The 26608-nt window shown below is 66.9% G+C and carries 27 protein-coding genes; 23 read left to right on the top strand and 4 right to left on the bottom strand.

The features are described 5' to 3' along the window. Positions 1 to 34: 34 nt before the first annotated feature. Positions 35 to 904 carry an alpha/beta fold hydrolase gene (locus tag BLV92_RS20910; protein ID WP_090548358.1) on the top strand — a complete coding sequence of 290 codons (870 nt, stop codon included), beginning with the start codon at positions 35 to 37 and terminating at the stop codon, positions 902 to 904. Between the two features lie 921 nt (positions 905 to 1825). Continuing rightward, entirely contained in the window at positions 1826 to 2992 is a 1167-nt protein-coding gene (locus BLV92_RS20905) for a porin (RefSeq protein ID WP_090548356.1), read from the top strand. A gap of 125 nt (positions 2993 to 3117) precedes the next feature. Here the strand turns inward: BLV92_RS20905 and BLV92_RS20900 are convergent, their stop codons facing one another. Further along, on the bottom strand, positions 3118 to 3801 hold the full coding sequence (locus tag BLV92_RS20900; RefSeq protein WP_090551281.1) for a gamma-glutamylcyclotransferase: 684 nt from the start codon (positions 3799 to 3801) through the stop codon (positions 3118 to 3120). A 533-nt stretch (positions 3802 to 4334) separates the two neighbouring features. Here BLV92_RS20900 and BLV92_RS20895 point away from each other — a divergent pair. The 10 genes from BLV92_RS20895 to BLV92_RS20850 all read left to right on the top strand — a co-directional run bounded on the left by BLV92_RS20895 (position 4335) and on the right by BLV92_RS20850 (position 13590). Beyond that, positions 4335 to 4520, top strand: a complete 186-nt coding sequence (locus BLV92_RS20895; RefSeq protein ID WP_090548355.1) for a hypothetical protein — start codon at positions 4335 to 4337, stop codon at positions 4518 to 4520. Between the two features lie 18 nt (positions 4521 to 4538). Next, positions 4539 to 5423: an MlaA family lipoprotein gene (locus BLV92_RS20890; RefSeq protein ID WP_090548353.1), complete on the top strand. Its 885-nt coding sequence runs from the start codon at positions 4539 to 4541 to the stop codon at positions 5421 to 5423. 6 nt (positions 5424 to 5429) lie between these two features. Further along, positions 5430 to 5714, top strand: coding sequence for a hypothetical protein (locus BLV92_RS20885; RefSeq protein WP_143040709.1), 285 nt, complete (start codon positions 5430 to 5432; stop codon positions 5712 to 5714). A 345-nt stretch (positions 5715 to 6059) separates the two neighbouring features. Continuing rightward, on the top strand, positions 6060 to 6353 hold the full coding sequence (locus BLV92_RS20880) for a DUF4148 domain-containing protein (RefSeq protein WP_090548350.1): 294 nt from the start codon (positions 6060 to 6062) through the stop codon (positions 6351 to 6353). Between the two features lie 210 nt (positions 6354 to 6563). Beyond that, positions 6564 to 7085: a BON domain-containing protein gene (locus tag BLV92_RS20875; RefSeq protein ID WP_090551279.1), complete on the top strand. Its 522-nt coding sequence runs from the start codon at positions 6564 to 6566 to the stop codon at positions 7083 to 7085. 89 nt (positions 7086 to 7174) lie between these two features. Next, positions 7175 to 7453, top strand: a complete 279-nt coding sequence (locus tag BLV92_RS20870; protein ID WP_090548348.1) for a hypothetical protein — start codon at positions 7175 to 7177, stop codon at positions 7451 to 7453. A gap of 663 nt (positions 7454 to 8116) precedes the next feature. Continuing rightward, positions 8117 to 8326 (top strand): hypothetical protein, encoded by a 210-nt coding sequence (locus BLV92_RS20865; protein ID WP_090551276.1) that lies wholly within the window; start codon positions 8117 to 8119, stop codon positions 8324 to 8326. Positions 8327 to 8441: 115 nt separating this feature from the next. Further along, complete coding sequence (locus tag BLV92_RS20860) at positions 8442 to 8735, top strand: H-NS histone family protein (RefSeq protein WP_090548347.1); 294 nt, start codon at positions 8442 to 8444, stop codon at positions 8733 to 8735. A gap of 624 nt (positions 8736 to 9359) precedes the next feature. Continuing rightward, positions 9360 to 10961, top strand: a complete 1602-nt coding sequence (locus BLV92_RS20855) for a peptide chain release factor 3 (protein WP_090548345.1) — start codon at positions 9360 to 9362, stop codon at positions 10959 to 10961. Positions 10962 to 11193: 232 nt separating this feature from the next. Continuing rightward, positions 11194 to 13590 carry a GNAT family N-acetyltransferase gene (locus tag BLV92_RS20850; RefSeq protein ID WP_090548344.1) on the top strand — a complete coding sequence of 799 codons (2397 nt, stop codon included), beginning with the start codon at positions 11194 to 11196 and terminating at the stop codon, positions 13588 to 13590. A 48-nt stretch (positions 13591 to 13638) separates the two neighbouring features. On the opposite strand, the gene BLV92_RS20845 is transcribed toward BLV92_RS20850, so the two are convergent. Then, positions 13639 to 14181 (bottom strand): hypothetical protein, encoded by a 543-nt coding sequence (locus BLV92_RS20845; RefSeq protein ID WP_090548342.1) that lies wholly within the window; start codon positions 14179 to 14181, stop codon positions 13639 to 13641. 429 nt (positions 14182 to 14610) lie between these two features. Here BLV92_RS20845 and BLV92_RS20840 point away from each other — a divergent pair, with 429 nt between their 5' ends. Continuing rightward, positions 14611 to 15042: an STM2901 family protein gene (locus tag BLV92_RS20840; protein WP_177197990.1), complete on the top strand. Its 432-nt coding sequence runs from the start codon at positions 14611 to 14613 to the stop codon at positions 15040 to 15042. After that, complete coding sequence (locus tag BLV92_RS20835; RefSeq protein WP_090548339.1) at positions 15042 to 15419, top strand: DUF1493 family protein; 378 nt, start codon at positions 15042 to 15044, stop codon at positions 15417 to 15419. Before BLV92_RS20840 ends, BLV92_RS20835 begins: the two co-directional genes overlap by 1 nt. A 60-nt stretch (positions 15420 to 15479) precedes the next feature. On the opposite strand, the gene BLV92_RS20830 is transcribed toward BLV92_RS20835, so the two are convergent. Further along, entirely contained in the window at positions 15480 to 16319 is an 840-nt protein-coding gene (locus BLV92_RS20830; protein ID WP_090548337.1) for an IclR family transcriptional regulator, read from the bottom strand. A gap of 321 nt (positions 16320 to 16640) precedes the next feature. Here BLV92_RS20830 and BLV92_RS20825 point away from each other — a divergent pair, with 321 nt between their 5' ends. The 9 genes from BLV92_RS20825 (at position 16641) to BLV92_RS20785 (ending at position 25993) form a co-directional block, all read left to right on the top strand. Beyond that, positions 16641 to 17735 (top strand): sugar ABC transporter substrate-binding protein, encoded by a 1095-nt coding sequence (locus tag BLV92_RS20825; RefSeq protein WP_090548336.1) that lies wholly within the window; start codon positions 16641 to 16643, stop codon positions 17733 to 17735. 26 nt (positions 17736 to 17761) lie between these two features. After that, a complete protein-coding gene (locus BLV92_RS20820) occupies positions 17762 to 19297 on the top strand; it encodes a sugar ABC transporter ATP-binding protein (protein ID WP_373681907.1) in 1536 nt (511 codons plus the stop codon). Then, a complete protein-coding gene (locus tag BLV92_RS20815) occupies positions 19287 to 20330 on the top strand; it encodes an ABC transporter permease (protein WP_090548333.1) in 1044 nt (347 codons plus the stop codon). Before BLV92_RS20820 ends, BLV92_RS20815 begins: the two co-directional genes overlap by 11 nt. Before the next feature lie 20 nt (positions 20331 to 20350). Beyond that, positions 20351 to 20677 carry a UxaA family hydrolase gene (locus tag BLV92_RS20810; protein WP_090548331.1) on the top strand — a complete coding sequence of 109 codons (327 nt, stop codon included), beginning with the start codon at positions 20351 to 20353 and terminating at the stop codon, positions 20675 to 20677. Positions 20678 to 20794: 117 nt separating this feature from the next. Continuing rightward, entirely contained in the window at positions 20795 to 22072 is a 1278-nt protein-coding gene (locus BLV92_RS20805) for a UxaA family hydrolase (protein ID WP_090551274.1), read from the top strand. Between the two features lie 206 nt (positions 22073 to 22278). Further along, a complete protein-coding gene (locus BLV92_RS20800) occupies positions 22279 to 23325 on the top strand; it encodes an aldo/keto reductase (RefSeq protein ID WP_090548330.1) in 1047 nt (348 codons plus the stop codon). Between the two features lie 31 nt (positions 23326 to 23356). After that, entirely contained in the window at positions 23357 to 24187 is an 831-nt protein-coding gene (locus tag BLV92_RS20795; protein ID WP_090551272.1) for an amidohydrolase family protein, read from the top strand. Positions 24188 to 24302: 115 nt separating this feature from the next. Further along, the gene (locus BLV92_RS20790) at positions 24303 to 25055 is read left to right on the top strand and encodes an SDR family oxidoreductase (protein WP_090548328.1); all 753 of its coding nucleotides are present in this window, start codon (positions 24303 to 24305) and stop codon (positions 25053 to 25055) included. 89 nt (positions 25056 to 25144) lie between these two features. After that, positions 25145 to 25993, top strand: a complete 849-nt coding sequence (locus BLV92_RS20785) for an ureidoglycolate lyase (protein ID WP_090548326.1) — start codon at positions 25145 to 25147, stop codon at positions 25991 to 25993. 168 nt (positions 25994 to 26161) lie between these two features. Here the strand turns inward: BLV92_RS20785 and BLV92_RS20780 are convergent, their stop codons facing one another. Further along, on the bottom strand, positions 26162 to 26605 hold the full coding sequence (locus tag BLV92_RS20780) for a PaaI family thioesterase (protein ID WP_090548325.1): 444 nt from the start codon (positions 26603 to 26605) through the stop codon (positions 26162 to 26164). Positions 26606 to 26608 lie beyond the last annotated feature (3 nt).

The raw sequence follows: 26608 nt of genomic DNA, 5'->3' as shown, positions 1-26608 counted from the left end.
TCCATAACGGTTTCTGGAAAACAGGAAGGTCATCATGACTGCGACTGCACAGGCGATTACGGAAGCATCGACGAGCCGGTTCTTGACGGTGAAGGACGGCGACGTCGAACTGAAGATCCACTACAACGACGCGGGCGCGGGCGCCGAGACGGTCGTGATGCTGCACGGCTCGGGGCCGGGCGCGAGCGGCTGGGCGAACTTCAACCGCAACATCGAGCCGCTCGTCGCGGCTGGCTACCGCGTGATCCTGATGGACTGCCCGGGCTGGAGCAAGAGCGATCCGATCGTCTGCACGAGTTCGCGCTCGGAGCTGAACGGCCGCGTGCTGAAGAGCCTCGTCGATGCGCTCGACATTCCGCGCGTGCATATCCTCGGCAATTCGATGGGCGGCCATAGCGCGGTCGCGTTCGCGCTCGCGAACCCGCAGCGCGTCGGCAAGCTGGTGCTGATGGGCGGCGGCACCGGCGGCCCGAGCCAGTTCGTGCCGATGCCGACCGAAGGGATCAAGCTGCTGCAAGGGCTGTACCGCGATCCGACGATCGAGAACCTGAAGCGGATGATGAGCGTGTTCGTGTACGACTCCAGCTCGCTGACCGAGGACCTGATGCAGACGCGCCTCGACAACATGCTTGCGCGCCGCGATCACCTGGAGAACTTCGTGAAGAGCCTCGCGGCGAATCCGAAGCAGTTCACCGACTACGGCCCGCGCCTCGGCGAGATCGCCGCGCCGGCGCTCGTGATCTGGGGCCGCGACGACCGTTTCGTGCCGATGGACATCGGCCTGCGGCTGATCGCCGGCATGCAGAACGCGCAACTGCACGTGTTCAACCGCTGCGGTCACTGGGCGCAGTGGGAGCACGCGGATGCGTTCAACCGGATGGTGCTCGACTTCCTCCAGCATTGATAGCGACCCGGCCCGGCGGGCGGCGTCTGCCGTCCGCCGGGCCGTCGCCAGTCCCGCGCGGCGATGTGACACGTACGGAAACGTCCGCCGCGACCGCAGCCGCGCAATGCGGGCCTGCGTCAGGTCATTCCCGATGACCGATAGTTTGCATACCTCGAATTAAACCCCTTGATAATCCGCCGCGCATATCACGCTTTCGAATTGGCACTTAATTCCTTTGAACGGCCAGACAATTGCCATTCAAATTGATGCGGAATTTGCTGCAAATTGAAATGCCATCATTGTTGCCGGCGAATCTGTGTTTTTAATCCAACAATTCCGGCCACGTTACGCGCCGTCGTGAATCCGGAGGACTACACTGGCGGCCTGTGATCGCGCTGGCGGCCTGCGGCGGCCGGACGCGGCGCTTGAAGTTAAATGGACGCCTTCTAGAATGTCGTGAACGGGAATTCGATGCGCGCCGCGCCGGCCGAAGCCGGCGACAAATCGCGCATTAGCGGTTTTCCCGTTCGCATCAGGGCGTTCTTCATGCTTTTTTGCCTCGGTTCGAATATGAGGAGAGAACATGAAGCGAATGCCGTACCGGATTGATTCGACAGCGGCTTTCCCGGCGGCCAATGCCGCGGGTAGCGGCGCAATCCGGTTTTCCGGGCCGCAGGCGCGCGCGGCGCAGGCGGGACAATACGACAGACAGCATCGATGACGACCGGCTTTCGCGAATGCGCGAGGGCAGCGCGTTCAGGTCGCAGGACGGCAGACAACGAAACGGAGACGATAAGGGGCATCGGCCGGGGAGGCGGCCGCAACGGTTCGACACGACAAGAACCGGTTGATGCGACGAGAGGAAGCCACGGCGCCGCGGCAGTACAGGCGGCGGATATCGGGACGCAATTCTCGGGTACTGTCCAGGAGTCATAAAGCATGAGAAAGAACCTTTTGGCCGCAGGCGTCATCGGCCTTTTTGCCGCCACGGCGGCTCACGCGCAGAGCAGCGTCACGCTGTACGGTTCCCTCGACGCCGGCATTGCTTTTGTGAACAACGTGCAGGGCGGCCATGCGTGGCTGCAGAGCACGAGCGCGATATCCAGCACGTACTTCGGCCTGCGCGGCGCAGAGGACCTCGGCGGCGGGCTGAAGGCGATCTTCACGTTGGAGAGCGGCTTCAACCTGAACAACGGCGCGCTCGCGAACGACGGCGCGCTGTTCAGCCGCCAGGCTTTCGTCGGGTTGCAGAGCAACCAATACGGCGCGCTGACATTGGGCCGCCAGTACGACTCGGTGGTCGACTATCTGTCGCCGCTGGCGGCGGCCGGTCAGGGCTTCGGCAACAATCTCGCGGGCCACCCGTACGACAACGACAACCTTGCCGCGACGTACTCGCTGCGCAACACGATCAAGTACGCGAGCCCGAACTACTCCGGCTTCCAGTTCGGCGGCCTGTACGGTTTCAGCAACTCGGGAGAGTTCGCGAACAACCGCTCGTGGAGCGTCGGCGTGTCGTACGGCAACGGGCCGTTCAGTCTCGCAGCCGGCTACCTGCAACTGAACAACGACCCGAACACGACGTTCAATCCGAACGGCTCGCTGTCGGCCGCGAACGCGAACATCGTCGCGGCGACCCAGCGCACCTACGGCGTCGGCGGCAACTACACGTACGGACCGTTCAAGGTCGGCCTCGTGTGGACGCGCTCGCAGTTCTTCAACCTCGCGGGCATCGCGAGCGGCGGCATCTCGCCGTCGATCACGAGCGGGCTCGGGATGAACATCAACAACTACGAAATCAACGGCACGTACAGCCTGACGCCGGCGCTCGCCCTGCTTGGTTCGTACACGTTCTCGGACGGCAAGACGAGCGGCATGCCGAGCAGCGGCAGACCGAAGTGGCATACCGGGATGCTGGCCGTCGACTATTCGCTGAGCCGCCGCACCGACGTGTATCTCGCCGGCGTGTACCAGCACGCGACCGGCTCGCTCGGGCTGAACGACGACGGCTCAGTGGCGTCGAACGTCGCGGCGATCAACACGATCGGACCGTCGTCGACGCAGAACCAGGTGGCCGCGACGGTCGGGCTGCGTCACCGCTTCTGAACCACGCGGGACGTGCGCCGGACGTGGTTGTCCGGCATTTCGCGATGGAGGCGCGCATCGGATGCGAGTCCGATGCGCGTTTTGTTTTGCTGTGGTGAAGGAAGGGCGGCGATGCGTGCCGGCGCTCAGTCGCCGCCGGCGGGTTGTTCGGAGGCCTGCTGAAGCCGGCGAAGCTGCGCGGCCAGCTCGTCGACGTAGGCGTCGTTCATTCCGAATCCGGCGAGCGACGCCTGCAAGCGGAACACGTATTCGGCGTTGCTGCCGAGCATCCCGGACGCGCCGACGATCATCGGCGCGATGCACGCGGCGCTGCTGTCCTCGCAATGGTGGACGTGCGCCGGCTCGGACACGAACACGATGACGGTGATGGCGCTGCCGTCCGCAAGCTGCGCCTTCGACCAGATCGGCCGGTACGCGCCGGTCACCATCTCGCGCGTCCACAGGATCCGCAGTTCGTGTTCGAGCTTCATTTCCGGCAGTTTCAGCGCGACGCCCTGCGTGAGCCCGCCCGGTTCGAGCGACAGCATGCGGCCCGGACGCTCGGGACTGCCGCGCCCGGCGATCAGGCTCATGCAGAAGCTGCGATGCCAGCCGTGCAGCGTCGCGGCCTCGCGCCGCTCGATCTCCGCGAGCGGATTCCAGATCAGCGAACCGTAGCCGAACACCCACACGTCGCCGGCATCCGGCCGCGCGGCGAGCGTCTGCGCGAGCGAGCGGTCGATCCGCTCCTGGGTCCACAGAAGACCGGTCGGCAGCGATTCGAAGCTACGGAGGTAGGCGCCCGAGCAGAGAGCGTCCCGATTCAGCATCGACATGGTGTTGGAGTCACGGTAAGCGGTGTTGGCGTTTCGGCAAGCGGGCGGGGCGACACGCGCCGCTTCTTCGCTGGACGACAGTATCGGATAATGCGCGCCGCCAATAAACCGGGCGGGCGGCGACGGTCTGTAGTCGTCCGCGCGACAATCGGCTTGCGTTTGCCGGCCGCGCGCGGTAAAAGGGAGCCCCGCGATCAGGCGCGCGTCCGTATCTCACGCGCGGGCCTTCGGCCCATATCCGAAGCGGGCCGCGCTCGCCATTCTTGCCGATCCGTTAGTCATCCGATTGTTCGTCTGCCGCAATAAGTGATTTCGAGTCCGCGAGCTTTATCGCCCACGGCGAAATCATTACCCTTGCCGCTCGCGCTGGCCGTCCCCGAAACCGGCCGTCCGCGCGTTGCGCAGGGCGTTTCTTCCAGCCGCCCGCGCGTTCCCACCCGTTGCTGTCCCACGTCGCATCGCAGGCGCTTGCCGAAGCTGTTTCGAAATGACGGTGGTTCCGGGTTCTCGGTCATGGAGAAACACAGATGGCTATCGCCGCAATCGTGGTCAGCTTCGTCGTGACGTTCCTCGGCGGTCCGACGCTGATCGACAGGATGTCTCAGCATCAGCAGCCGGCCGCGCAGGCCGGTGTCGTCGCGCAGCCCGCGCAGTCGCCGGCGGAAGCCGCGGCGGCGAGCACCGTCGTCGTCGCCGCGCGCGTCGAATCATAACGGGGGTTGTCTGTGCATATGCAACGCAATCCCGTGCAGCGGGTTTCCATTCGCCGGCCGTTCGCGGCGGTCGCCGCCGCGCTCGCTTCGCTGCTCGCGCTGGCCGGTTGTGCGTCCGCCCCGCAGCATCACGCGGGCGACCCGTTCGAGCCGATGAACCGCGCGGTGTTCTCGTTCAACGAGGGCCTCGACCAGCACGTCGCGAAGCCGGTTGCGACCGGCTACACGAAGATCACGCCGCAGCCGCTGCGCGAGGCGATCAGCAACGTGTTCTCGAATCTCGGCGACGTCGGCAACTTCGCGAACGACCTGCTGCAACTGAAGGTCACCGACGCAACCGAGGACCTGATGCGCGTCGCGTTCAACACGACGTTCGGCCTTGGCGGGCTGATCGACTGGGCGTCGGCGGCGGGGCTGCCGAAGCATCAGCAGGACTTCGGGTTGACGCTCGGCCATTACGGCGTGCCGGCCGGCCCGTATCTCGTGCTGCCGCTGTTCGGCCCGAGTTCGGTGCGCGACGCGAGCGGCTGGGTGGTTTCGAGCGCGGCGTCGCCGACCACGTATCTGACGGCGAGCGCGAGCGTGCCGATCTACGGCGCGAACGTCGTCAGTTCGCGCGCGGACATGCTCGGCGCGACGAACCTGCTCGAACAGGCGGCGCTCGACAAATACAGCTTCGTGCGCGACGCGTATACGCAGCGGCGCGCGTATCTGATCGACGGCGGCAGCAAACTGCCTGCGTACGGCGACGATGACGACAACGACAACGACAACGACGATGCGGCGAGCGCCAACGCTGCGGCCCCCGGCGACGCCGCGCCGCGCGTCGAAGGCGCGATCGCGTCGGCACCGGCGGAAGCGCGTGACGGACCCGGGCAACCGGCCGTCGCGGTCCGGCGGTGACGGACGATGCGCCGGCCGATCCCATCGGAACCTGAACGGATGAATGAATTCTTGACCCTGAACGCCGCGACGACCTGCATGGCCGTCGACGAAGCGTGTGTCGTATGCGGATCCGCGGACCTGCTCGTCGAGACCGGCGCGTGCGCCGGCGCGGGCATCGAGTTCGCACGCGGCGCGCGCCCGCGCGACCCCGCGCCGGAGACGGCCGATGAAGCCGTTGTCACCTGCAACGATTGCGGGATCACCTATGCGACCGGCGCGAATGCGCGCCCGCGGCCGATGCGCGTTTGACGCGAGGCCGCTCACTGGCCCTGTCCCGGTGCCGTCGCTGACTTTGGCGTGGCCCCGGATTTTGCGGCGCGTCTTGCCGGCGCGCTCGCGGCCCGGTTAATAAACCGGGCTTTTTTTCGTCGCGCGGAGCCGTAGCTGTACGCGCAAGCTCCGCCCGCGAATCGTTCGTTATCCAGTAGAACCCGGCCCCGATGCTGACAGGCGGCCGTCGCGATCATTTCGTGCGACTGTCCATTGCGGCTGAACAGTCAATTCGTCGTCAGCCGGTTTATCGCGACGGCCTCTGCCTTCAGACTTCATCCATCGGCGCGTTGCGCCGTCGAAACCGTTCTGGAGGATCGTGCCGTGAAAAGCATCGTCAAAGCAGCATCCGTTGCCGTCGCCCTGATCGTTCCCGCGCTGTCGTTCGCGCAGACCGCGCAGCCGCTCACGCGCGCCGAGGTCCGCGCGGAGCAGGCCGCGTATGCGAAGGCCGGCTTCAACCCCGCGCGGATGAATCCGCAAACCTGGGTCACCGATGTGCAGGCCGCCAGCGCGCGCGTCGCCGCGCAACGGCAGGCCGCCGCCGAGACGGTCGGCTTCGGGCCGTCCGTCGATGGCACGTCGCAGAGCGGCGGCGCGGCTTCGGCCGCGCGTTAAAAGCGGTGCGGCGCGCGGGAATGACCGCGTGGGCAGCATCGGCCGTTGCGTTCGTTTCGGTCCCGCACTATCGTGGTCGACGGATGCCGCGCGCGTCGTCGCGCGGCCGACCACCGGGGAGACGGGATGCGGCGACCAACGGCCATCGGGTTCGATGACGCACGACGTCTGCGCCGCGCGCTCGTCTACGCGTTGTGTGTGACGCTCGGCATGGCGTCCTTCGCGCGGACCGCATCCGCGCAGGCGTCGTCCCCTTCCTCTTCGCATGAGCCGGCGCGCAAGAACTGGTACGGCGATCCGTTCTTCTCGCTGTCGTCCACGGCGGACGGCGCGTGTCCGCTGCCGCTCGGCCCACGGATGACCCGCGCCGAAGCCGACGACGACGCGCATTACCGCGTCGAGCGCGGCACCAGTTGCTGGCTCGCGCATCGCTGCACGAAGCCGAATTCGTATCTGTACGACGCCGACATCGCGACGGCGATCCGCAAGCGGATGCACGACGCGCCGGTGCTTGCGCGCACGAGCATCTGGATCACCGTGCAGCGGCGCTTCGTGTACGCGGACGGCTGCGTGCCCGACGGCTTCGACCGGCAGGCGCTGCAACGGCAACTGGAAGCGATTCCGGACGTCGAGCGGGTATTCGTGCGCGTGACGCCGAACCCGCGCGCGCTGTTGCCTTATCCCACACTCCCGGCGTTTCCCACGCCTCGCCCGCCTGCCGCGCCCGGCTGATGCGGCTTTCCGGCCAGTCGCCGCGCAGCGGGCGCGCGGCATGGCACAATCGCGTGTCGAAAAACCAGAAAAACCCATCGGGGTGATCCATGACACGCATTCGCTCGTTGTTGATCCGCCATCGCAGCACGTCGCTTGCGGCTGGCGCCTGCGCGCTGCTCGCGGCGCTGTCCGCGTGCAGCAGCGGCCCGCCGCTGTTCCTGTCGGACGGGCGGCCGACCCAGCAGGTCCAGTGTCCGGCGTCCGGCGACCGCGATTCGTGCGTGCAGCAGGCGCGCGCGCGATGCGGCGAAGGCGGCTACGACACCGTCGATCAGTTGAACAACAACGGCGTCTACACGCTCGTGTTCGCGTGCCGCGCGCACTGACGTTGCACGCGGCGGACCGCGCGTCGGCCAGCCGGTCCGCCGCATCTTGCATGCGACAGGCCGCTGGCCGTATGATTCGCGTCTGCCGTCACCGCATCGCGCATTCGCTTTAGACGGCGCGAAATCGCAATCGAAGGGCGGCCATCGCTTCAGGCCGCCGCATTCACCCGTTCCATGCGCCGTTTTTACTTCCGATTTGCCGGCATCGACGTCGCCGGTCTGGACTTCGTTTGCAATCCCGCAAGGCCGGTTATTGCCGGCGCGGCAGCATCCACTTATTGCATCAGCGGATTTTCTGGCGCTGTTCAATAAACGCTTGTGTCGCGTTTTCATGGATGCTGCATATCTTTCTGTAAATTTCCCGCGCTTGCTTTTTGCAAGCTGCGGTTAATCGGCTGTTTGAGCGCTTAACTGGACTGCGACTGGTATGCATGACCGGCCGCGATTCCGTGCGGCAACCCACCGACTGGCGCCGGGCAGGCGCTTATCGTATACCGGTGCTGGCACGGCGCTTAATGGATCGACGGCGTATTTATTGCCGGTCTGGCGCATCCGTTTAAGAAAAACGGGAATTTTTTTCCAGTGCATGAGGTAGTCAGTCAATTGGCAGGCGTAATCGAAGCAACGTGAAATATATTGGTCGGCAATTTCCCGGGGGCAGAGATGAATCACCACCAACTCGAAAAAGACATTCAGCATCTGGAGCACGTCATCAGCCGGCTTTCCGGCGCGGACCGCATTCCGCTTTCGTACTGGCGCAACCGCGTCGATTCCGTGCTGACCGCGGAACTGGTGCCGTCTCAGGCATTGAGGGTGAAGCGGATCAATGAAGCGCTTAGTGCGCTCGAAGCGCGTACCCGGCAGGAAAGCTAAGCGATCCGACAGGTCCACGCATTTGCTTGATCGCACATCGGCACAAGAATCCGGCACTTTTGGTGACAGTCCGGGTCACAATAGCGTTATCGACCCCGATTGGAGATCGTCTTTCATGCCGAGCTACAAGCAACTGACCGCCCAGCTGGAAAAACTGCATAAAGAAGTCGCGGCAGCGCGCGAGAAGGAAATCGCCGACGCGATTGCGGATATCCGGGCGAAGATCGCCGAATACGACATCACGCCGGAGGAACTCGGCTTTTCGAGCCGTCCGGCGAACGGTGCGCGCAAGCGCCCGCTGCCGCCGCGCTATCGCAATCCGAAGACGGGCGAAACATGGAGCGGCCGTGGCCGTGCGCCGGGCTGGCTGGCCGGCAAGAATCGCGACCGTTTCCTCATCAAGGACTAACGCGGATTCGAAGGTGGCAAGCGGCGCGGCGATGCAGGGTCGCCGCGCCGCTTGCCGTTTGCGGGTTGGTTCGCGACATCGCTTCAGGCTCGACGCGAGCCGTCCCGTAAATACTCACCTTTCGTTTCGCACTGTCGTGCAGGCACGCGTCAGCACGACGATGCGGACCGCTGTCCGGTCGACACAGGTGTCGGCCAATCTACAGCGCCGCGCAAGCGAGATCGAACGGAAACCCCTGTTTTTAAGGCTTCTCTTGCGTTCGGCCGGCGGATCCGGACGTCACGGGCGCATGACGCGCGAGCCGCCGCGCAACCGGGCAACGCGCTTGTGGACCGCTGATTTCGCGTCCGTCCGGGCCTTCCCGAAAAGCCTCACCTTTCGCTCGCGACGCATTGGCCCTACACGCATGCACGGCACTTTGGGCCGCCGTCCGAAATGCCGTGTATCATTCGTCCCCGACGCTGTTCCATGCGGGCGTCCCTGCAGAAACGACCGTCCGTTCGCTACTCGCGCCGACCGGCCTGCGTACCCCGCACGCTCACGCGAACCAGCGCCGCCGCGCCCGCCGCACGCAGCCAGCCTGCCGCCGCGAGGCTGCCCGAATTCCATTGAATGCCCAGCCCGATGTCAGTCTCCGAACTCAGACGCCGCCGCACGTTTGCGGTCATTTCCCACCCGGACGCGGGCAAGACCACGCTCACGGAAAAGCTGCTGCTGTTTTCCGGCGCGATCCAGATCGCGGGCACCGTGAAGGGCAAGAAAAGCGGCCGCTTTGCGACGTCCGACTGGATGGAGATCGAAAAGCAGCGCGGCATCTCGGTCGCGAGTTCGGTGATGCAGTTCGAGTACGGCGAAGCAGTGATCAACCTGCTCGACACGCCGGGCCACGAGGACTTCTCCGAGGACACGTACCGCGTGTTGACCGCCGTCGATGCGGCGGTGATGGTGATCGACGGCGCGAACGGCGTCGAAGCGCAGACGCTGAAGCTGCTCGAAGTGTGCCGCAGCCGCAAGACGCCGATCCTCACGTTCATCAACAAGCTCGACCGCGAAGTGCGCGAGCCGCTCGACCTGCTCGACGAGATCGAACAGCATCTCGGCGTGTCCGCGGTGCCGTTCACGTGGCCGATCGGGATGGGCAAGGAGTTCCAGGGCGTCTATGACGTGCAGCGCGACCAGGTGCGCGTGTTCCGCGCCGGCGCCGACACGATGGGCGGCGCGGTGGAAACGCTGCAGCACATCACGGACGAGGAAGGCGAGCGCCGCTTCGGTTATCACTGGAAGCGCACCAAGGAAGAGGTCGAACTGATTACCGGCGCGACGCCGACGTTCGACCGCGACGCGTTCCTCGCCGGCGAGCAGTCGCCGGTGCTGTTCGGCTCCGCGATCAACAACTTCGGCGTGAAGGAAATTCTCGATGCGCTCGTCGATCTCGCGCCGCCGCCGTCCGCGCGGATGACCGTGCAGCGCCCGGTCGAGCCGGACGAGCCGAAGTTCACCGGCGTCGTGTTCAAGGTGCAGGCGAACATGGACCTCGCGCACCGCGACCGCGTCGCGTTCATCCGCGTGTGTTCGGGCCGCTTCGAGCGCGGCATGCAGTTGAAGGTCACGCGCAACAACAAGACGTTCCGCGCGAACAACGTCGTGAGCTTCCTGTCACAGCGTCGCGAGACGGTGGCGGAGGCGTACCCCGGCGACATCATCGGGATACCGAATCACGGCACGCTGAGCCTCGGCGACACGCTGACCGAAGGCGAGGACCTGCAGTTCGTCGGCCTGCCGTTCTTCGCGCCGGAAATCTTCCAGACCATCGAGGTGGTCGATCCGATGCGCGCGAAGCAGCTTGGCGAAGCACTGAAGCAGCTCGGCGAGGAAGGCGCGATCCAGGTGTTCCGGCCGATGCACGGCGGCGCGATGATTCTCGGCGCGGTCGGCCAGCTTCAGTTCGAAGTCGTGTCGCACCGGCTGTCGGCCGAGTACAAGGTGGCCGTGCGGATCATGCCCGCGCGCTACCGGATGTCGCGCTGGGTCACGTGCGACGACGCGGGCGAACTGCGCCGCTTCACCGACGCCTACGCGGCGCGGATGGCGTTCGACGCGTCGAACGCGCCGACCTATCTCGCGTCGCACGTCTCCGAGATCGAGGTCGCGCAGAAAGCGTGGCCGAAGATCGTGTTCAACGAACTGCGCGAGCATTCGGGCGCGCCGTTCCGCAAGGCGATGTGACGCCCGCCGCGCGGCGCTCCAGCGTCGAACGGCGACCCGACATCGCCCATGCGCTCGTGCCCCAGGCGCATCGATCGCGCATCCTCCGCGCCACCCCGCGCCACCCCGCGCGAGCGCAAGCCCCGCAGGCGAAATCCACGCGGCGCCTTCACAGTTCGCCTATCCTGACACCTGACGTCCATTAGCGCGCCGCGCTTGCGGCGCGCGTTCCCGCGACCAGGCAGGAGACCACGTGACAGTACGCAATCTCGATGCGGTGTTTCAACCGAAGTCCGTCGCCGTGATCGGCGCGTCGCGGCGGCCCGGCAGCATCGGCAACATGGTGTGGCAGCGGCTGATCGAAGGCGGTTTCAAAGGCCCGCTGTGGCCGGTCAATCCCAAATATACGCATGACGACGACGGCTTCGACGGCCGCGCGGTGCTCGCCGATGCCGGCGATCTGCCCGCGCCGCCGACCGTCGCGGTGATCTGCACGCGGCCGGCCACGTGGCCTGCGCTCGTGCACCGGCTCGGCGGGATGGGCACGCGCGCGGCGATCCTCGTGGGCGAAGCGCGCACCGACGACGACCGAGCCGACCTGCGTCACGCGCTCGCGGCCGCGCGGCCGCATCTGCTGCGGATCGTCGGCCCCGGCAGCGTCGGCGCGCTCACGCCCGCGCTGAACGCGCAGCTCGGCGCGGCCGCCTGCGTCGCGCGGCCGGGCGGCGTCGCGTGGGTGTCGCAGTCGAATGCATTGACGAACGCGGTGTTGTGCTGGGCCGCCGCACGCGGCCTCGGTTTCTCGCATGCGATCGCGCTCGGCGACGAGGCCGACGTCGATGCGGGCGACGTGCTCGACTATCTCGCGAGCGACCCCGGCACGCGCGCGATCCTGCTCGAAGTCGATACGGTGCGCGCGGCGCGCAAGTTCATGTCGGCCGCTCGCGCGGCGGCGCGCAACAAGCCGGTGCTCGCGCTGCGCAGCGGCCGCGGCGAGCCGGGCGACGCGCTTTATACGGCCGCGTTCCGGCGCGCGGGGATGGTGCGCGTCGATACGCTCGACGACTTGCTGGACGAAATCGAGACGCTCGGTGTCGGCCGCGTTGCCGCGAGCGACACCGCGACCTTGATTACGAGCGATCGCGGCGTCGCGGCGGTCGCGCGCGACGCGTTCGGCGAGGCGGGCGACACGCTCGCACAATGGGACGACGCCGCGCTCGCCGCGATCAAGGCCGCGTTGCCGCGCGCGCAGGCGGGCAATCCGCTGCTGCTCGGCGACGATGCGAAGCCGGAGCATTTCGGCCTCGCGCTCGAAACGCTCGGCACGCATCGCTCGACCGGCACCGCGTTCGTCGTGCATGCGCCGACGCACAGCGCGCCGGTCGAGGCGGTCGCGCGCATGTTGATCGACAGGCAGCGTTTTGCGTATCGCGGGTTGCTCGCGAGTTTCTTCGGCGGCGTCGATGCGAAAACGCGCGACCTGCTGCACGCGCATGGGATTCCGGTGCATACCACGCCGTGGCGGCTCGCGCGCGCGTTCGGACGTCTCGTCGATTACCGGCTCGGCCGCGAACTGCTGATGCAGACGCCGGAAGGGATGCCCGCGAGCGGCGCGGACGCGATCGAGGCCGCGCAGACGCAGGCGCGCGCGGCGCTCGCGACGGGCGACGGCGAACTGACCGGTGACGCGGCCGCGAAGCTGCTCGGCTGGTTCGGGCTCGAAACGCTGACGCCGCCGCGCGACGGGAACGCGACCGACGCGGCAGCCAAGCAGGAAACCGCGAAGCCGATCGTCGACGTGAGCGTCGAATTCCGCGACGACGAGAACTTCGGCCCGGTGTTCCACTTCGTCGCGCCGTCGGCGGACGGCGTGTCGCCGCCATTGCGCGTGTATGGGCTGCCGCCGCTGAACCCGGTGCTGTCGCGCGACATCGTCGCGCAGTCGCCTTATGTGCGGCGCGTGCCGCCGGCCGCGACGCTCGCCGCGGTGACGGAACTGTCGCAGGCGGTGTGCGAGGTGCGCGAGATCGTCGGTATGCAGTTGACGCTGCGCGTGCTGCCGCTGCACACGGTCGTCGTCGCGCCGCGCATCCGGCTTGCGGCCACGCGCAGCCGTTTCGCGATCGTGCCGTATCCGCGCCGCCTCGAAGAAACGGTCGACTGGGACGGCCAGCGGCTGACGGTCCGACCGATCCGTCCGGAGGACGAGGAGCAGCATCGCGCGTTCGTCGAGTCGATGACGCCGGACGATCTGCGGCTGCGGTTTTTCTCGGCGGTGCGCAGCCTCGATCACTCGCAGCTCGCGCGGATGACGCAGATCGACTACGACCGCGAGATGGCGTTCGTCGCGACGGTCGTCGATGCGGACGGCAAGCCGCGCACGCTCGGCGTCGTGCGTGCGGTTGCGGACCCGGACAACGAGACGGCCGAGTTCGCGGTGACGGTGCTGTCGGGGCTGAAGGGGCGTGGACTCGGGCGTCTGCTGATGGAGCGCATCATCGCGTATGCGCGCTCGCGCGGCACGCACTGGCTGCTCGGCGAGGCGTTGCGCGAGAACTCCGGGATGATTGCGCTCGCGCGTGCGAGCGGCTTCACGGTCACCCCGACCGACGACCCGGGTGTCGTCGGGTTCAGGATGGCGCTGGATTGAATACGCAACGGGACGCGGCGCGGGCCGCTCCCGTGCGATCACGCTGCGTCAGCCCGCGAGCTTCGCGAGCGCGTCGTCCACCTGGCCGCGCGCGAGCGACAGTTCTTCGAGCCACGCGGGTGCGTACTGCGCGCCGGTTTCCTTTTCGAGCCGCGCGATCGTGGCCGCGCAGCGCGCCGTGTCCTTCGGCGTCGCGATGAAGCTCTTCACCGACTGGCCGCCCGTGAACGCATCGAACAGCGGCGTGCGGATTTCCTCCGGCAGCGCGCGTGTCCATTGGTACACCTTGCCGTTGAGCGTCAGCGACGGCGGCAGCACGCGCTCTTTCTTCGTCGCCGGGATCAGGCCGAAGTTGCGCGCCGCGTCGCCGATCTGCTCGGGCGTGAAAAGCTCGTCCGGCGTGATGCCGAACTGCGCGATCGCGTTTTCGATCGTCTGCATCGCGGCCGCGCGGTCGTCGCGCTTCTTCTGCGCGCGCGCAACGATGTCGCGCAGTTCGTCGGCCTCTTCGGCCGTGATCGTGAAGCTCGCCTGCTTCTGTTGAAGCTCGGAAAAACGCTGGAATTCCTGGTCGGTCAGAAGTTTCGCCATGAGGTGTGTCGAACGCGGGCGCAGGTGAAGCCGGCGCGCCGGTATTGGAAAGGGGCGCACATTCTAACGGTTCGCGCGGTTGCGTTCCAGTTGCGGGCGGGGCGTGGGTGGTTCGCGGCCGGTTGCTGTCGGTTCATGGCTTGATGGCGGGCAAGTCGGGAACTGTGAGCAAATGTCCGAAAGGGCGGGAACGACAATTACTGTCAATTCTCCGGTTTGAACAATCCATCGCAAAACGCTGAATTCCAGGTTCTTTTATGATCTGCCAGTCGTACAGGTGGAGGAATAGCCTTTGGATTGCAATTCAGCATAAGGGGAAAACGGGAATAAATCATATTGAGTCGGCATCGTCGTTGTCCGGGTGCATCACCTGAAATTACGCCGATGGATATGTGAAATTTACCGATGAATGGGGATTTGAATAATAGAATGAATGACGCATATAATTACCAGGGTCATGGAAACCTCACACCCGCCGAGCTGTTCCTGTTTATCGCGGTAGCTGAAATATGCGATCAGCTCGATATTGACGATGTGGAGGCTGTCATACTAATTCTGTCCGGGCTTCCGTTTCTACCCACGAGAGCCAAACCTATGGGAGCAACAAAAGGCACGTCCGTCGCCTCCGCCATGTCCAGGTCACTGTTCAGGTACGAACTCAAGCGCAAGGTGCTGCCCACATTTACACTGAATGGCATCAGGCGACTCAGGTGGATTCTGACGCACCGGTTAAGCGTGTTTGTCGGTAGGACCATCCCGGGCGTCGGCTGGATACTGTTGGCAAATGACGTTTATAAAATCACGTACCATACACTCGTGAAATACAATCGAATCGTCATGCCTGAAGACAGGGTGTTTTGATGGAAAATCGTTCATGGGAAAGCCTGGAGTCGTTCGTCAGGAGGGAGGCTTGCCTCTCATCGAAAATAGCGATTACGCCGGATATGTCCGTCGAAGGCGATCTAGGCCAGCAAGGGGACGAAGCCGATTTTTTTATGCAACGGTTCTTTGAGGCTTTCGGTATAGAAAGAGGAGATTACGACTTCCATCGATACTTTTTGATGGAGGGGGAAGGCATTCTGTATCACTTTCTTGTCAAATACGTGATGAGAAGAAGGCACTGTTTAAAAAGAGAACCGCTAACAGTCGGCATGCTTCATGAGGCCTTGCTCAACGGCAAATGGAGCGCTGGGGCACTGTCGTCACACGACCAGGGTTCGTCGCCTTCTGCCCACTAACGTTGCAGGGCCGAGGGGAGGATTGTGCAGACGGTCCGCAGGTGGACCGCCGCCGCTCCGCTACGCCTTCCCCCCCGCCGCCGCCTCCGGCTCGCGAAACACCGACAGTTCATCGACGGTCTTGCGCAGCATCCCGGTCGCATCGTCGAGCGACGGCGCGACGTATTCGTCGATCCGCTTCAGGAACGGGCACGTGAGCGCCGCGATCGCCTGGCCCGACGGCCCGAGCACCGGGAACGTCACGTCGGTCACGCCGAATATCTGCTGGCTGTCCTTGCGCGAGAAACCCGCCTTGCGGATCCGCGCGCACGCGGCCGACAGCGCCGCGTGGTCGATCGTCACCTCGCCCTTCACCTTCGTGTGCTCCGCGAGCATGTGCGCGCTTTGCTCCGGCGTCTGGTACGCGAGGATCGTGCGCCCCGAACTCGTATCGACGAGGCCGACCCGCGAGCCCAGCCGCACCGAAATGCCCCACGTGCCGGGGCCGTCCACCTGCGCGATCACCAGCAGGTTGCCGCGGTCGTACACCGCGAGATGGCACGACTGCTCCGCGTCGTTCGCGAAACGCTGCATCAGCGGCAGCGCCTGCGCGATCAGGCGCTCCATCGGCGGATGCCGGTGCGCGAGCGCGAACAGCTTCAGGCTCAGCGTGTAGCGGTCGCCGGCCTCGGAGCGCGTCACGTATTGCCGCGCGACGAGCCGCTCCAGCATCCGGTAGATCTCGCTCGCGTTGCGGCCGAGCGCCTTCGTGATCTCCGCGCGCGTCAGCCCGCCCTGCTGTTCCGCGAGCAGTTCGAGGATGTCGAGCCCCTTGTCGAGCGCGGGCGCGCGGTAGCGGTCCGCGTCGTCGCGGGCGTCGCGGGCGTCGGATTCGCCGCTGGTCGTAGCCTGGTCGTCCATCTTCTGTCGTCGGTTTCCGGTGGCGTTTTTCATTCGATTGTCCGGCGCATGAGTGTAGGCCCGCGGCCCAGGGAAAGCACGGACGCATGGTGCGCCGCACAGTCCTTGACCTTGTGGAGTCCGTATATGAATAATACGTTCATTGGTGAATGAACGTGCACCAATGTCGGAAAGTCGGGAAAACGGCAGTTGAAACGACGCGCAGGCCGTCCCGCAAGGCAGCCCGCAATACGGATGTTTCACGACGACACAATCAACAACCATCTTGGATGGGATCGGCGCAGGCGCTGAAGCGCCCACGCCGATCGACAGGAGACAGACATGGCGTTCGCATCGGGGCCGTTCACGGCCCGCCGCTTCACGGGAACCGCGGCTCGCGCCGCTCGACAGGCCGCGGCGCGCGCGGCCGGCGCGGCGAAGGGCTTCGGCATCGCCGCCGCGTGCGCGGCCGCGCTCGCATCGTCCGGCGCGGCAGGCGCGGCCGAAAGCGGCAAGGTGGGCCTCGGCCTGCCGCTTCTCACGTCGCCGTTCTGGCAGTCGTACAACAACTATCTGACCGTGTACGCGAAGGAGATGGGCATCGACATCCTCGCGCCCGTCAACTCGAACAACGACCCCGCGCAGCAGATCACCGACATGAACAACATGGTGAATCTCGGCGCGAAGGGCATCGTGGTCGGGCCGATCGATTCGGCCGCGATCAGCCGTGCGCTGACGAACGCGTCGCAGAAGGACGTGAAGGTGGTCGCGGTGGACGTCGCGCCGACGCAGGGCCAGGTCGCGATGGTCGTGCGCGCGGACAACCACGCATACGGCGAAAAGGCGTGCCGCTACATCGGCGAGCACGTGAAGTCGGGCAAGGTGGTGCAGATCATGGGCGACCTCGCGTCGGTGAACGGCCGCGACCGCAGCGAGGCGTTCCGCGCGTGCCTGAAGAGCTATCCGGGCCTGTCGCTGCTGGAGATTCCGGCCGGCTGGAAGGGCGACGTCGCGGCGAGCGCGCTCGACAGCCTGCTGACCGCGAACCCGGACGTGAAGGCGATCTACATGCAGGCGGGCGGCGTGTACCTGTCGCCGACGCTGCAGACGCTGCGCCGCAAGCAGTTGCTGGTGCCGGCCGGCGACGCGAAGCACATCGTGATCGTGAGCAACGACGGGATTCCGCAGGAGTTCGACGCGATCCGCAAGGGCGAGATCGACGCGACCGTATCGCAGCCGGCGGACCTGTATGCGAAGTACGGGCTGTACTACATCAAGGCGGCGCTCGAAGGCAAGACGTTCAAGCCGGGCAAGACCGATCACGACAGCACGATCATCCAGCTTCAGCCGGGGATTCTCGAAGACCAGTTGCCGGCGCCGCTCGTGACGAAGCAGAACGTCGACGACAAGAACCTGTGGGGCAACACGATCAAATGAGCGATCGGGCCATGCTGGAAAGCGCGGTGGGGGACGTTCCCCGGATCGTTCCGCAGGGGCTTGCCCCCGTCGTCGAAGCGGTCGGCGTCACGAAGCGTTTCGGCTCGACCGCCGCGCTGCGCGACGTCAGCCTGCGCGTGACGGCCGGCGAGTCGCACGCGCTCGTCGGCCGCAACGGCGCGGGCAAGTCCACGCTCGTGTCGATCCTCACCGGGTTGCGCCGTCCGGACGAGGGCGTCGTGAAGTTCGGCGGCGAGGCCGCGCCGTCGATCGCGGACCGCGACGCATGGCGCGAGCGCGTTGCGTGCGTGTATCAGCACTCGACGATCATCCGCGACCTGAGCGTGGCCGAGAACCTGTTCATCAACCGTCAGCCGCGCCGGCGCGGCGTGATCGACTGGCCGGCGATGCGCCGCGACGCGCGCGCGTTGCTCGACCACTGGCGCATCGACGTGCGCGAGGACGCGCGCGCCGGCGACCTGACCGTCGAGGCGCGGCAACTGGTCGAGATCGCGCGGGCGCTGTCGTACGGCGCGCGTTTCATCATCCTCGACGAGCCGACCGCGCAACTCGACGGCGAGGAAATCAAGCGGCTCTTTCGCCGTATCGACGAACTGCAACGCGACGGCGTCACGTTCCTGTTCATCTCGCACCACTTGCAGGAGGTGTACGAGATCTGCCAGGCGGTGACGGTGCTGCGCGACGCGCGCCACATCGTCAGCGCGCCGGTTTCGGAATTGCCGCGCGAGCGGCTGATCGAGGCGATGACCGGCGAGCGCGGCGGCCTGAACGTTGCCGACGCGGCCGCGCGCGAACCGCTGCCCGCCGACGCGCCGCTCGCGCTCGACGTGCGCGGCCTCGCGGGCCACGATTATCACGACGTGTCGTTCGCGCTGAAGCGCGGCGAGGTCGTCGGGCTGACGGGCGCGACGAGCAGCGGCCGCACGAGCGTCGGCGAGGCGATCGCCGGCCTCGACACGCCGCGCGCCGGAGAAGTCCGCGTGGACGGCCGTGCATTGAGGCTTGGCGACGTGAAGGCCGCGCTCGCGAACGGCATCGGCTGCGTGCCGAAGGACCGCCATCACGAAGGGCTGGTGCTGTCGCAGTCGGTCGCGGAGAACGCGTCGATGACGATCGTGCGCCTGCTCGGCCGCTTCGGCATCGCGCCGCCCGCGAAGAAAAACGCGTTCGGCCGCAGGATGATCGACGCGCTCGGCATCGTCGCGCAGGGACCGGAGCATGTGGTGTCCGGGCTGTCGGGCGGCAACCAGCAGAAGGTCGTGATGGCGCGCGCGCTGGCGAGCGATCCGGACGTGCTGGTGCTGATCGACCCGACCGCCGGCGTGGACGTGAAATCGAAGGAGGCGCTGCTGTCCGTGGTGGACCGCGTGCGCGACGAAGGCAAGGCGGTGCTGGTCGTGTCGAGCGAACTCGACGACCTGCGCACCTGCGACCGCGTGCTCGTGATGTTCCGCGGGCGCGTCGTCGCCGAATTTCCGGCCGGCTGGCAGGATCACGAACTGATTGCATCCGTTGAAGGAGTCGATCTCCATGAAGCCTAGTGTTTCGACGCCGGCGTTCGCGACCGCCGGCTCCGACCCGGCGGCCGCGCAGAAGGGCCGCGCCGGACCGCGCATCGAACTCGCCCGGCTGCGCGACTTCGCGCTGCTGCCTGCGCTCGTGCTGCTGATCGTGATCGGCGCGTTCGTGAGCCCGAGCTTTCTGACGAAGGCGAACCTCATCAGCGTGCTCGGCGCATCGGCCGCGCTCGCGCTCGTCGTGCTCGCGGAATCGCTGATCGTGCTGACCGGCAAGTTCGACCTGTCGCTCGAATCGACGGTCGGCATCGCGCCGGCGGTCGGCGCGATGCTCGTGATGCCGGCCGCGTCCGCCGGTTTCGGGCTGCAATGGCCGGCGTTCGCGGGGCTTGCCGCGATCGTCGTGGTCGGCGCGCTGATCGGCTACGTGAACGGCTTCCTCGTCGTGCGGCTGCGCCTGAATGCGTTCATCGTCACGCTCGCGATGCTGATCGTGCTGCGCGGGATGCTGGTCGGCGCGACCAAGGGCGGCACGCTGTTCGACATGCCGCCGTCGTTCTTCACGCTCGCGACGACGATCGTGCTCGGGCTGCCGCTGTCGGTGTGGCTCGCGGCCGCCGCGTTCGCCGTCGCCGCGTTCATGCTGCGCTACCACCGGCTCGGCCGCGCGCTCTATGCGATCGGCGGCAATCCGGACGCGGCGCGCGCGGCGGGCATCAGCGTCGAGCGCATTACGTGGGGCGTGTTCGTGCTCGGCAGCATCCTCGCGGCGATCGGCGGCCTGATCGTGACCGGCTACGTCGGCGCGATCAACGCGAACCAGGGCAACGGGATGATCTTCACCGTGTTCGCGGCGGCGGTGATCGGCGGCATCTCGCTCGACGGCGGCAGAGGCACGATGTTCGGCGCGCTGTCCGGCGTGCTGCTGCTCGGCGTCGTGCAGAACCTGCTGACGCTCGCACAGGTGCCGTCGTTCTGGATCCAGGCGATCTACGGCGCGATCATCCTCGGCTCGCTGATGGTCGCGCGCCTCGCGGGCGGCGAAGGCCAGAACTGAGCATTCAACGGAGAACCATCTTGAGCCGCCGTACCCAGCATACCGACGCGCGCCTGCTGCTGTTGAGCCCCGACGACAACTGCCTGATCGCGGCGGCGCGGCTCGCGGCCGGCGAGACGGTCGAGATCGAGGGCGAGCGCGTGACGTTCGCGAAGACCGTCGAACTCGGCCACAAGGTCGCGCGCCGCGCGCTCGCGAAGGACGACAAGGTGGTCCGCTACGGCGCGCCGATCGGCCACGTGACGGCGGCGGTCGCGCGCGGCGAGCATCTGCACACGCACAACCTCGAAAGCGATTATCTGCCCACCTATACGCACGACGCGGGCCACGAGTTCGTGCATCACTGACGCGGCGCGAGCCGCACGCAGGAAACCGTCATGAACGACGCAGCGAAGCAAGTCCCCTTGGGGGGCGCAGCGAAGGACAACGCAGTCAGCACGCCGCGCGCCGCGGCACAACCGCCGATGCTCGAAGGCTGGCTTCGCAGCGACGGCCGCAAGGGCATCCGCAACGTGGTCGCGGTCGCGTATCTGGTCGAATGCGCGCATCACGTCGCGCGCGAGATCGCCGCGCAGTTCCGCGAGCCGTTCGACGCGTTCGGCGACGACGCGTCCACCTCCGGCGAACCGCACGAGCCGCCGGTGCATCTGATCGGCTTTCCTGGTTGCTTTCCGAACAGCTACGCGGAGAAGATGCTCGCGCGGCTCGCGACGCATCCGAACGTCGGCGCGGTTCTGTTCGTGTCGCTCGGCTGCGAGAGCATGAACAAGCACTATCTCGCGGACCTCGTGCGCGACAGCGGCCGGCCGGTCGAGGTGCTGACGATCCAGGAGAAGGGCGGCACGCGCAGCACGATCCAGTACGGCGTGGACTGGGTGCGCGGCGCGCGCGCGCAACTGGCCGTGCAGCGCAGGGTGCCGATGCGGCTCGACGAACTCATTGTCGGCACGATCTGCGGCGGTTCGGACGGCACGAGCGGGATCACCGCGAACCCGGCGGTGGGCCGCGCGTTCGACCTGCTGATCGACGCGGGCGCGAGCTGCATCTTCGAGGAAACCGGCGAACTGGTCGGCTGCGAGTACCACATGAAGAACCGCGCGGCGCGGCCCGAACTCGGCGACGAGATCGTCGCGTCCGTCGCGAAGGCCGCTCGCTACTACTCGATTCTCGGTCACGGGTCGTTCGCGGTCGGCAATGCGGACGGCGGGCTCACGACCCAGGAGGAGAAGTCGCTCGGCGCGTATGCGAAGAGCGGCGCGTCGCCGATCGTCGGCATCGTGAAGCCCGGCGACGTGCCGCCGACCGGCGGCCTCTATCTGCTCGACGTGGTGCCGGACGGCGAGCCGCGTTTCGGCTTCCCGAACATCAGCGACAACGCGGAGATCGCGGAGCTGATCGCGTGTGGCGCGCACGTGATCCTGTTCACGACCGGGCGCGGGTCGGTGGTCGGGTCGGCCATCTCGCCGGTCGTCAAGGTGTGCGCGAATCCGCTCACGTACCGCAACCTGTCCGGCGACATGGACGTGGATGCGGGCCGCATCCTCGAAGGCCACGCGACGCTCGACGAGGTGGGCCGCGAGGTGTTCGAGCGGACCGTGGCCGTCGCGGGCGGCGCGCGCTCGAAGTCGGAGTCGCTCGGGCATCAGGAATTCATTCTCACGTACAAGACGTTCGAGCCGGTTGGGCCGGCGTGTTTGCCGGCGAGTGCGCGGGTGGCGGTTGTGGAGATCGCGGCGCATTGAAGTGGGGGTAGGCCGGCAGTCGGTGAGCCGGGCGGCCGCAGGACGGCACGACGAGGTACGGCAATCGAACGGCATCGGATGGACGATGATTGCGTGAACTCGCGCGGCGGCCAGCGAGAACCTAACCCCGACCGCCGCCATTTCGCATGGAATTGGAGTAAGCGCTAAAGCGCTAACTCGGACCGATACAACCGGAGACCCCCCGCATGTCGCAGCCGTCCCAGCCTGACCCGACCCAGATCGCCCAGCGCCGCCGCATCGGCCGCACGGCGCTCGAAGTCACCGCGCTGTCGCTCGGCACCGCGCCGCTCGGCGGCCTCTATCGCGACCTCACCGAAGAAGAAGCGCAGGCAACCGTCGATGCCGCATGGAACGCGGGCATCCGCTTCTTCGACACCGCGCCGCACTACGGCCACACGAAAGCCGAGCATCGGCTCGGCGCCGCGCTGCGGCGTCATCCGCGCGGCGACTACGTGCTGTCCACCAAGGTCGGCCGCCGCTTCGTGCCGCGCACGCATCCGGACGACGGCAGCGAGGGCTGGCAAAACCCGCTGCCGTTCGAGGCGATCTACGACTACACCTACGACGGCATCCTGCGTTCGTTCGAGGACAGCCAGCAGCGGCTCGGCATCACCGACATCGACATCCTGCTCGTGCACGACATCGGCCGCTTCACGCACGGCGACCGTCATCCGCACTACTGGCAGCAGTTGACCGGGGGCGGCTTTCGCGCGCTCGACGAACTGCGCTCGCGCGGCGCGGTGAAGGCGATCGGCTTCGGCGTGAACGAGCGCGAAGTGATCCTCGACGCGATCCGCGAATTCGACATCGACTGCGCGCTGCTCGCCGGACGCTACACGCTGCTCGAACAGGCGCCGCTCGACGACCTGCTGCCGAAGTGCATCGAGCGCGGCGTCAGCATCCTGCTTGGCGGCGCGTTCAATTCGGGGATTCTCGCGCACGGCGTCGAGGGCGATCGCAAGTTCAACTACGGCGCCGCGCCGCCCGACGTGATCGAGCGCGTCGCGCGGCTCGAAGCGGTGTGCCGCGCGCACGGCGTGCCGCTCGCGGCCGCCGCGCTGCAATTCCCGTATGCGCATCCGGCCGTCGCGACCGTGCTGAACGGCGCGCGCAGCGTCGCGGAGTTGCAGGAGAACGTCGCGTCGTTCGCGCAGCCGATCCCGTCCGCGCTGTGGACGGCGCTGCGCGACGAAGGGCTGCTCGACGCGCGCGCGCCGGCGCCGCGAGCTTGACATGGCGACGCCCCGCCCGCTGCTCCCCGACGTGCAGATCGACGCGCACCAGCACTACTGGGACCCGGCGCGCGGCGATTACGGCTGGCTTACGCCGTCGCTGACCGCGCTGTTCCGTCCGTTCGGCCCCGCCGATCTCGCGCCGCTGCGCGCGGATGCCGGTATCGCGAGGACGGTCGTCGTGCAGGCCGCGCAGACCATCGACGAAACGCGTTATCTGCTGAAGCTCGCGCATGGCGACGCGTCGATCGCGGGTGTCGTCGGCTGGGTGCCGCTCGACGATCCGGCCGCGCCGGCGCTGATCGACGAACTCGCGCGCGAGCCGAAGCTGAAGGCCGTGCGGCCCATGTTGCAGGACCTGCCCGACGACGACTGGATCGCGACCGCGCCGACCGCGCGCGCGATCGACGCGCTGATCGCGCACGACCTCGCGTTCGATGCGTTGATCTTCACGCGTCACGCGGCGGCGCTCGAAACGTTTCTGAAGCGGCACCCGGCGCTGCGCGTGGTGATCGACCACGGCGCGAAGCCGCCGATCCGCGACGGCAACGCGGGTTGGACCGCATGGGCCGATGCGATCGCGCGGCTCGCGCATTATCCGCAGGTGTGCTGCAAGCTGTCCGGCCTCGCCACCGAGTCCGGACCCGGCTGGGACGACGCGACGCTGCGGCCATGGGTCGGGCATCTGCTCGCGTCGTTCGGCGCGCATCGGCTGCTGTGGGGCAGCGACTGGCCGGTGCTGAACCTGAACGGCGACTACGAACGGTGGCACGCGTGCGCGCACCGGCTGCTCGCCGCGCTGTCCGACGCCGAGCGCGCCGCGGTGTTCGGCGCGAACGCGGCCGCGTTCTACCGGCTATGATCGGTCGGGCGCAAATCGAGATTTCGTCAACCGGATTTTCGTCAACCGAATCCGGCGGCGCGCGCATCCCGGTACGTCCGGCATCGCGCCGCCACGATTCAGACTGGAGTGGCAGATGGCAGACAGGGGACAACGACTGGCCGGCAAGACGGCCTTGATTACGGCGGCGGGACAGGGCATCGGCCTCGCGACCGCCGAACTGTTCGCGAGCGAAGGCGCGCGCGTGATCGCGACCGACCTCCGCATCGACGGGCTCGCCGCGCTGCCGGTCGAGGCGCGCCAACTCGACGTGCGCGACGGCGCGGCGATCGGCGCGCTCGCGCGCGAACTCGGCACGATCGACGTGCTGTTCAACTGCGCGGGTTTCGTGCACGCGGGCTCGATCCTCGAAGCGAGCGAGGACGACTGGGACTTCGCGTTCGACCTGAACGTGAAGGCGATGTACCGGACCATCCGCGCGTTCCTGCCGGCGATGCTGGAGAAGGGCGCGGGGTCGATCATCAACATGTCGTCGGCGGCGTCGAGCGTGAAGGGCGTGCCGAACCGCTGCGTTTACGGCGCATCGAAGGCGGCTGTGATAGGGTTGACGAAGTCGGTCGCGGCCGACTTCGTGACGCGCGGCATCCGCTGCAACGCGATCTGCCCCGGCACCGTCGCGTCGCCGTCGCTGGCGGCGCGCATCGCGGAGCAGGCGCGCGCGCAAGGCACGAGCGTCGACGAGGCGCGCGCCGCGTTCGTCGCGCGCCAGCCGATGGGGCGCGTCGGCAGCGCGGCGGAGATCGCGGCGCTCGCGCTGTATCTCGCGTCCGACGAGTCGTCGTTCACGACCGGCCAGGCGCACGTGATCGACGGCGGCTGGGTGAACTGATCCGACCTGATCCGACCGGCTGGTCCCGCTGGCGGCGCGCGCCGCCCGGCAACCTCTCACGGACAATCGCAAACAAGGAAACGCACAACATGAAACTGCTTCGCTTTGGGCCGCAAGGCCAGGAGAAACCGGGCCTCGTCGACGCGGACGGCCGCATCCGCTCGCTCGAAGGCAAGGTGGCCGACATCGCGGGCGACGCGCTGTCGGACGCGGCCCTCGCGCAACTGCGCGCGATCGATCCGAAGTCGCTGCCGCTCGTCGAAGGCAATCCGCGCATCGGCGCGTGCGTCGGCAGCATCGGCAAGATGGTCTGCATCGGCCTGAACTACGCGGACCACGCGGCCGAAGCCGGGATGCCGGTGCCAACCGAGCCGGTCGTGTTCAACAAGTGGACGAGCGCGATCGTCGGCCCGAACGACGACATCGAGATTCCGCGCGGCTCGACCAAGACCGACTGGGAAGTCGAACTGGGCGTCGTGATCGGCAAGTACGCGAAGAACGTGAACGAGGCGAACGCGCTCGACTACGTGGCCGGCTACTGCGTGATCAACGACGTGTCCGAGCGCGAATGGCAGATCGAGCGCGGCGGCCAGTGGGACAAGGGCAAGGGTTTCGACACGTTCGGCCCGACCGGCCCGTGGCTCGTCACGCGCGACGAGGTGCCCGATCCGCAGAACCTCGACCTGTGGCTCGACGTGGACGGCCATCGCTACCAGAACGGCAGCACGCGCACGATGATCTTTCCGGTCGCGAAACTCGTGTCGTACCTGTCGCAGTGCATGAGCCTGCAGCCGGGCGACGTGATCTCGACCGGCACGCCGCCGGGCGTCGGCATGGGCATCAAGCCGTCGCCGGTGTTCCTGAAGGCGGGGCAGACGGTGCGCCTCGGCATCCAGGGCCTCGGCGAGCAGCAGCAGAAGACGCGCGCGGCGGAATAAGCGGCGTGCAGGTTGGCGGTTGCGGGCCATTCGCGCTCGCGACCGCGGCGGGTCGCCGGTTCTCTCCGGCATCCGTCACAGGCAGGCATGCAATCCGCGCGTGCCTGCTGGATTCATCTCCGTTTCAGCGAATTCGCCGCATCGACTCCCTCGAAGGCGGAATCGTTTTCAACCGATGCGCGCCGACGCGGACCGTTCGTCGAGATCGGACATCCGGATGACCGTTCCCTGCGCGAGCGCGACGAGCCGCTCGTCGCCATCCTCCATCACGAACACGCTGCACTGGCAGGTGGCCTGCTGGCGTCCCGCATGGACCACATAGGCGCGCGCGACCAGCGTGCCGCCGAGCGCCGGCCGCAGATAGTTGATCTTGTATTCGCCGGTGACGACGCGCGGCCCGAGTGCGAGCGCGCCGGCAAACGTTAGCGCGTTGTCCGCGAGATAGCTGATCACGCCGCCGTGCACGAAACCATGCTGCTGCTTGAGTTCGTCGCGCACCGGCAGGCACAGCGTCAGCTCGTTCGAGCCGGCGTGCGTCAGTTCGGTGCCGAGCAGCACGCTGAACGGCTGCGCATGCAGCGCGCCGCGCGCGCGATCCACGAGGTCTGTCATCGT

Origin of the sequence: Paraburkholderia caballeronis (genome assembly GCF_900104845.1) — a bacterium.
Lineage (GTDB): Bacteria > Pseudomonadota > Gammaproteobacteria > Burkholderiales > Burkholderiaceae > Paraburkholderia > Paraburkholderia caballeronis.
The sequence above is the reverse complement of the archived record's forward strand: the minus strand, read 5'-3'. Positions and strand labels throughout refer to the sequence as shown.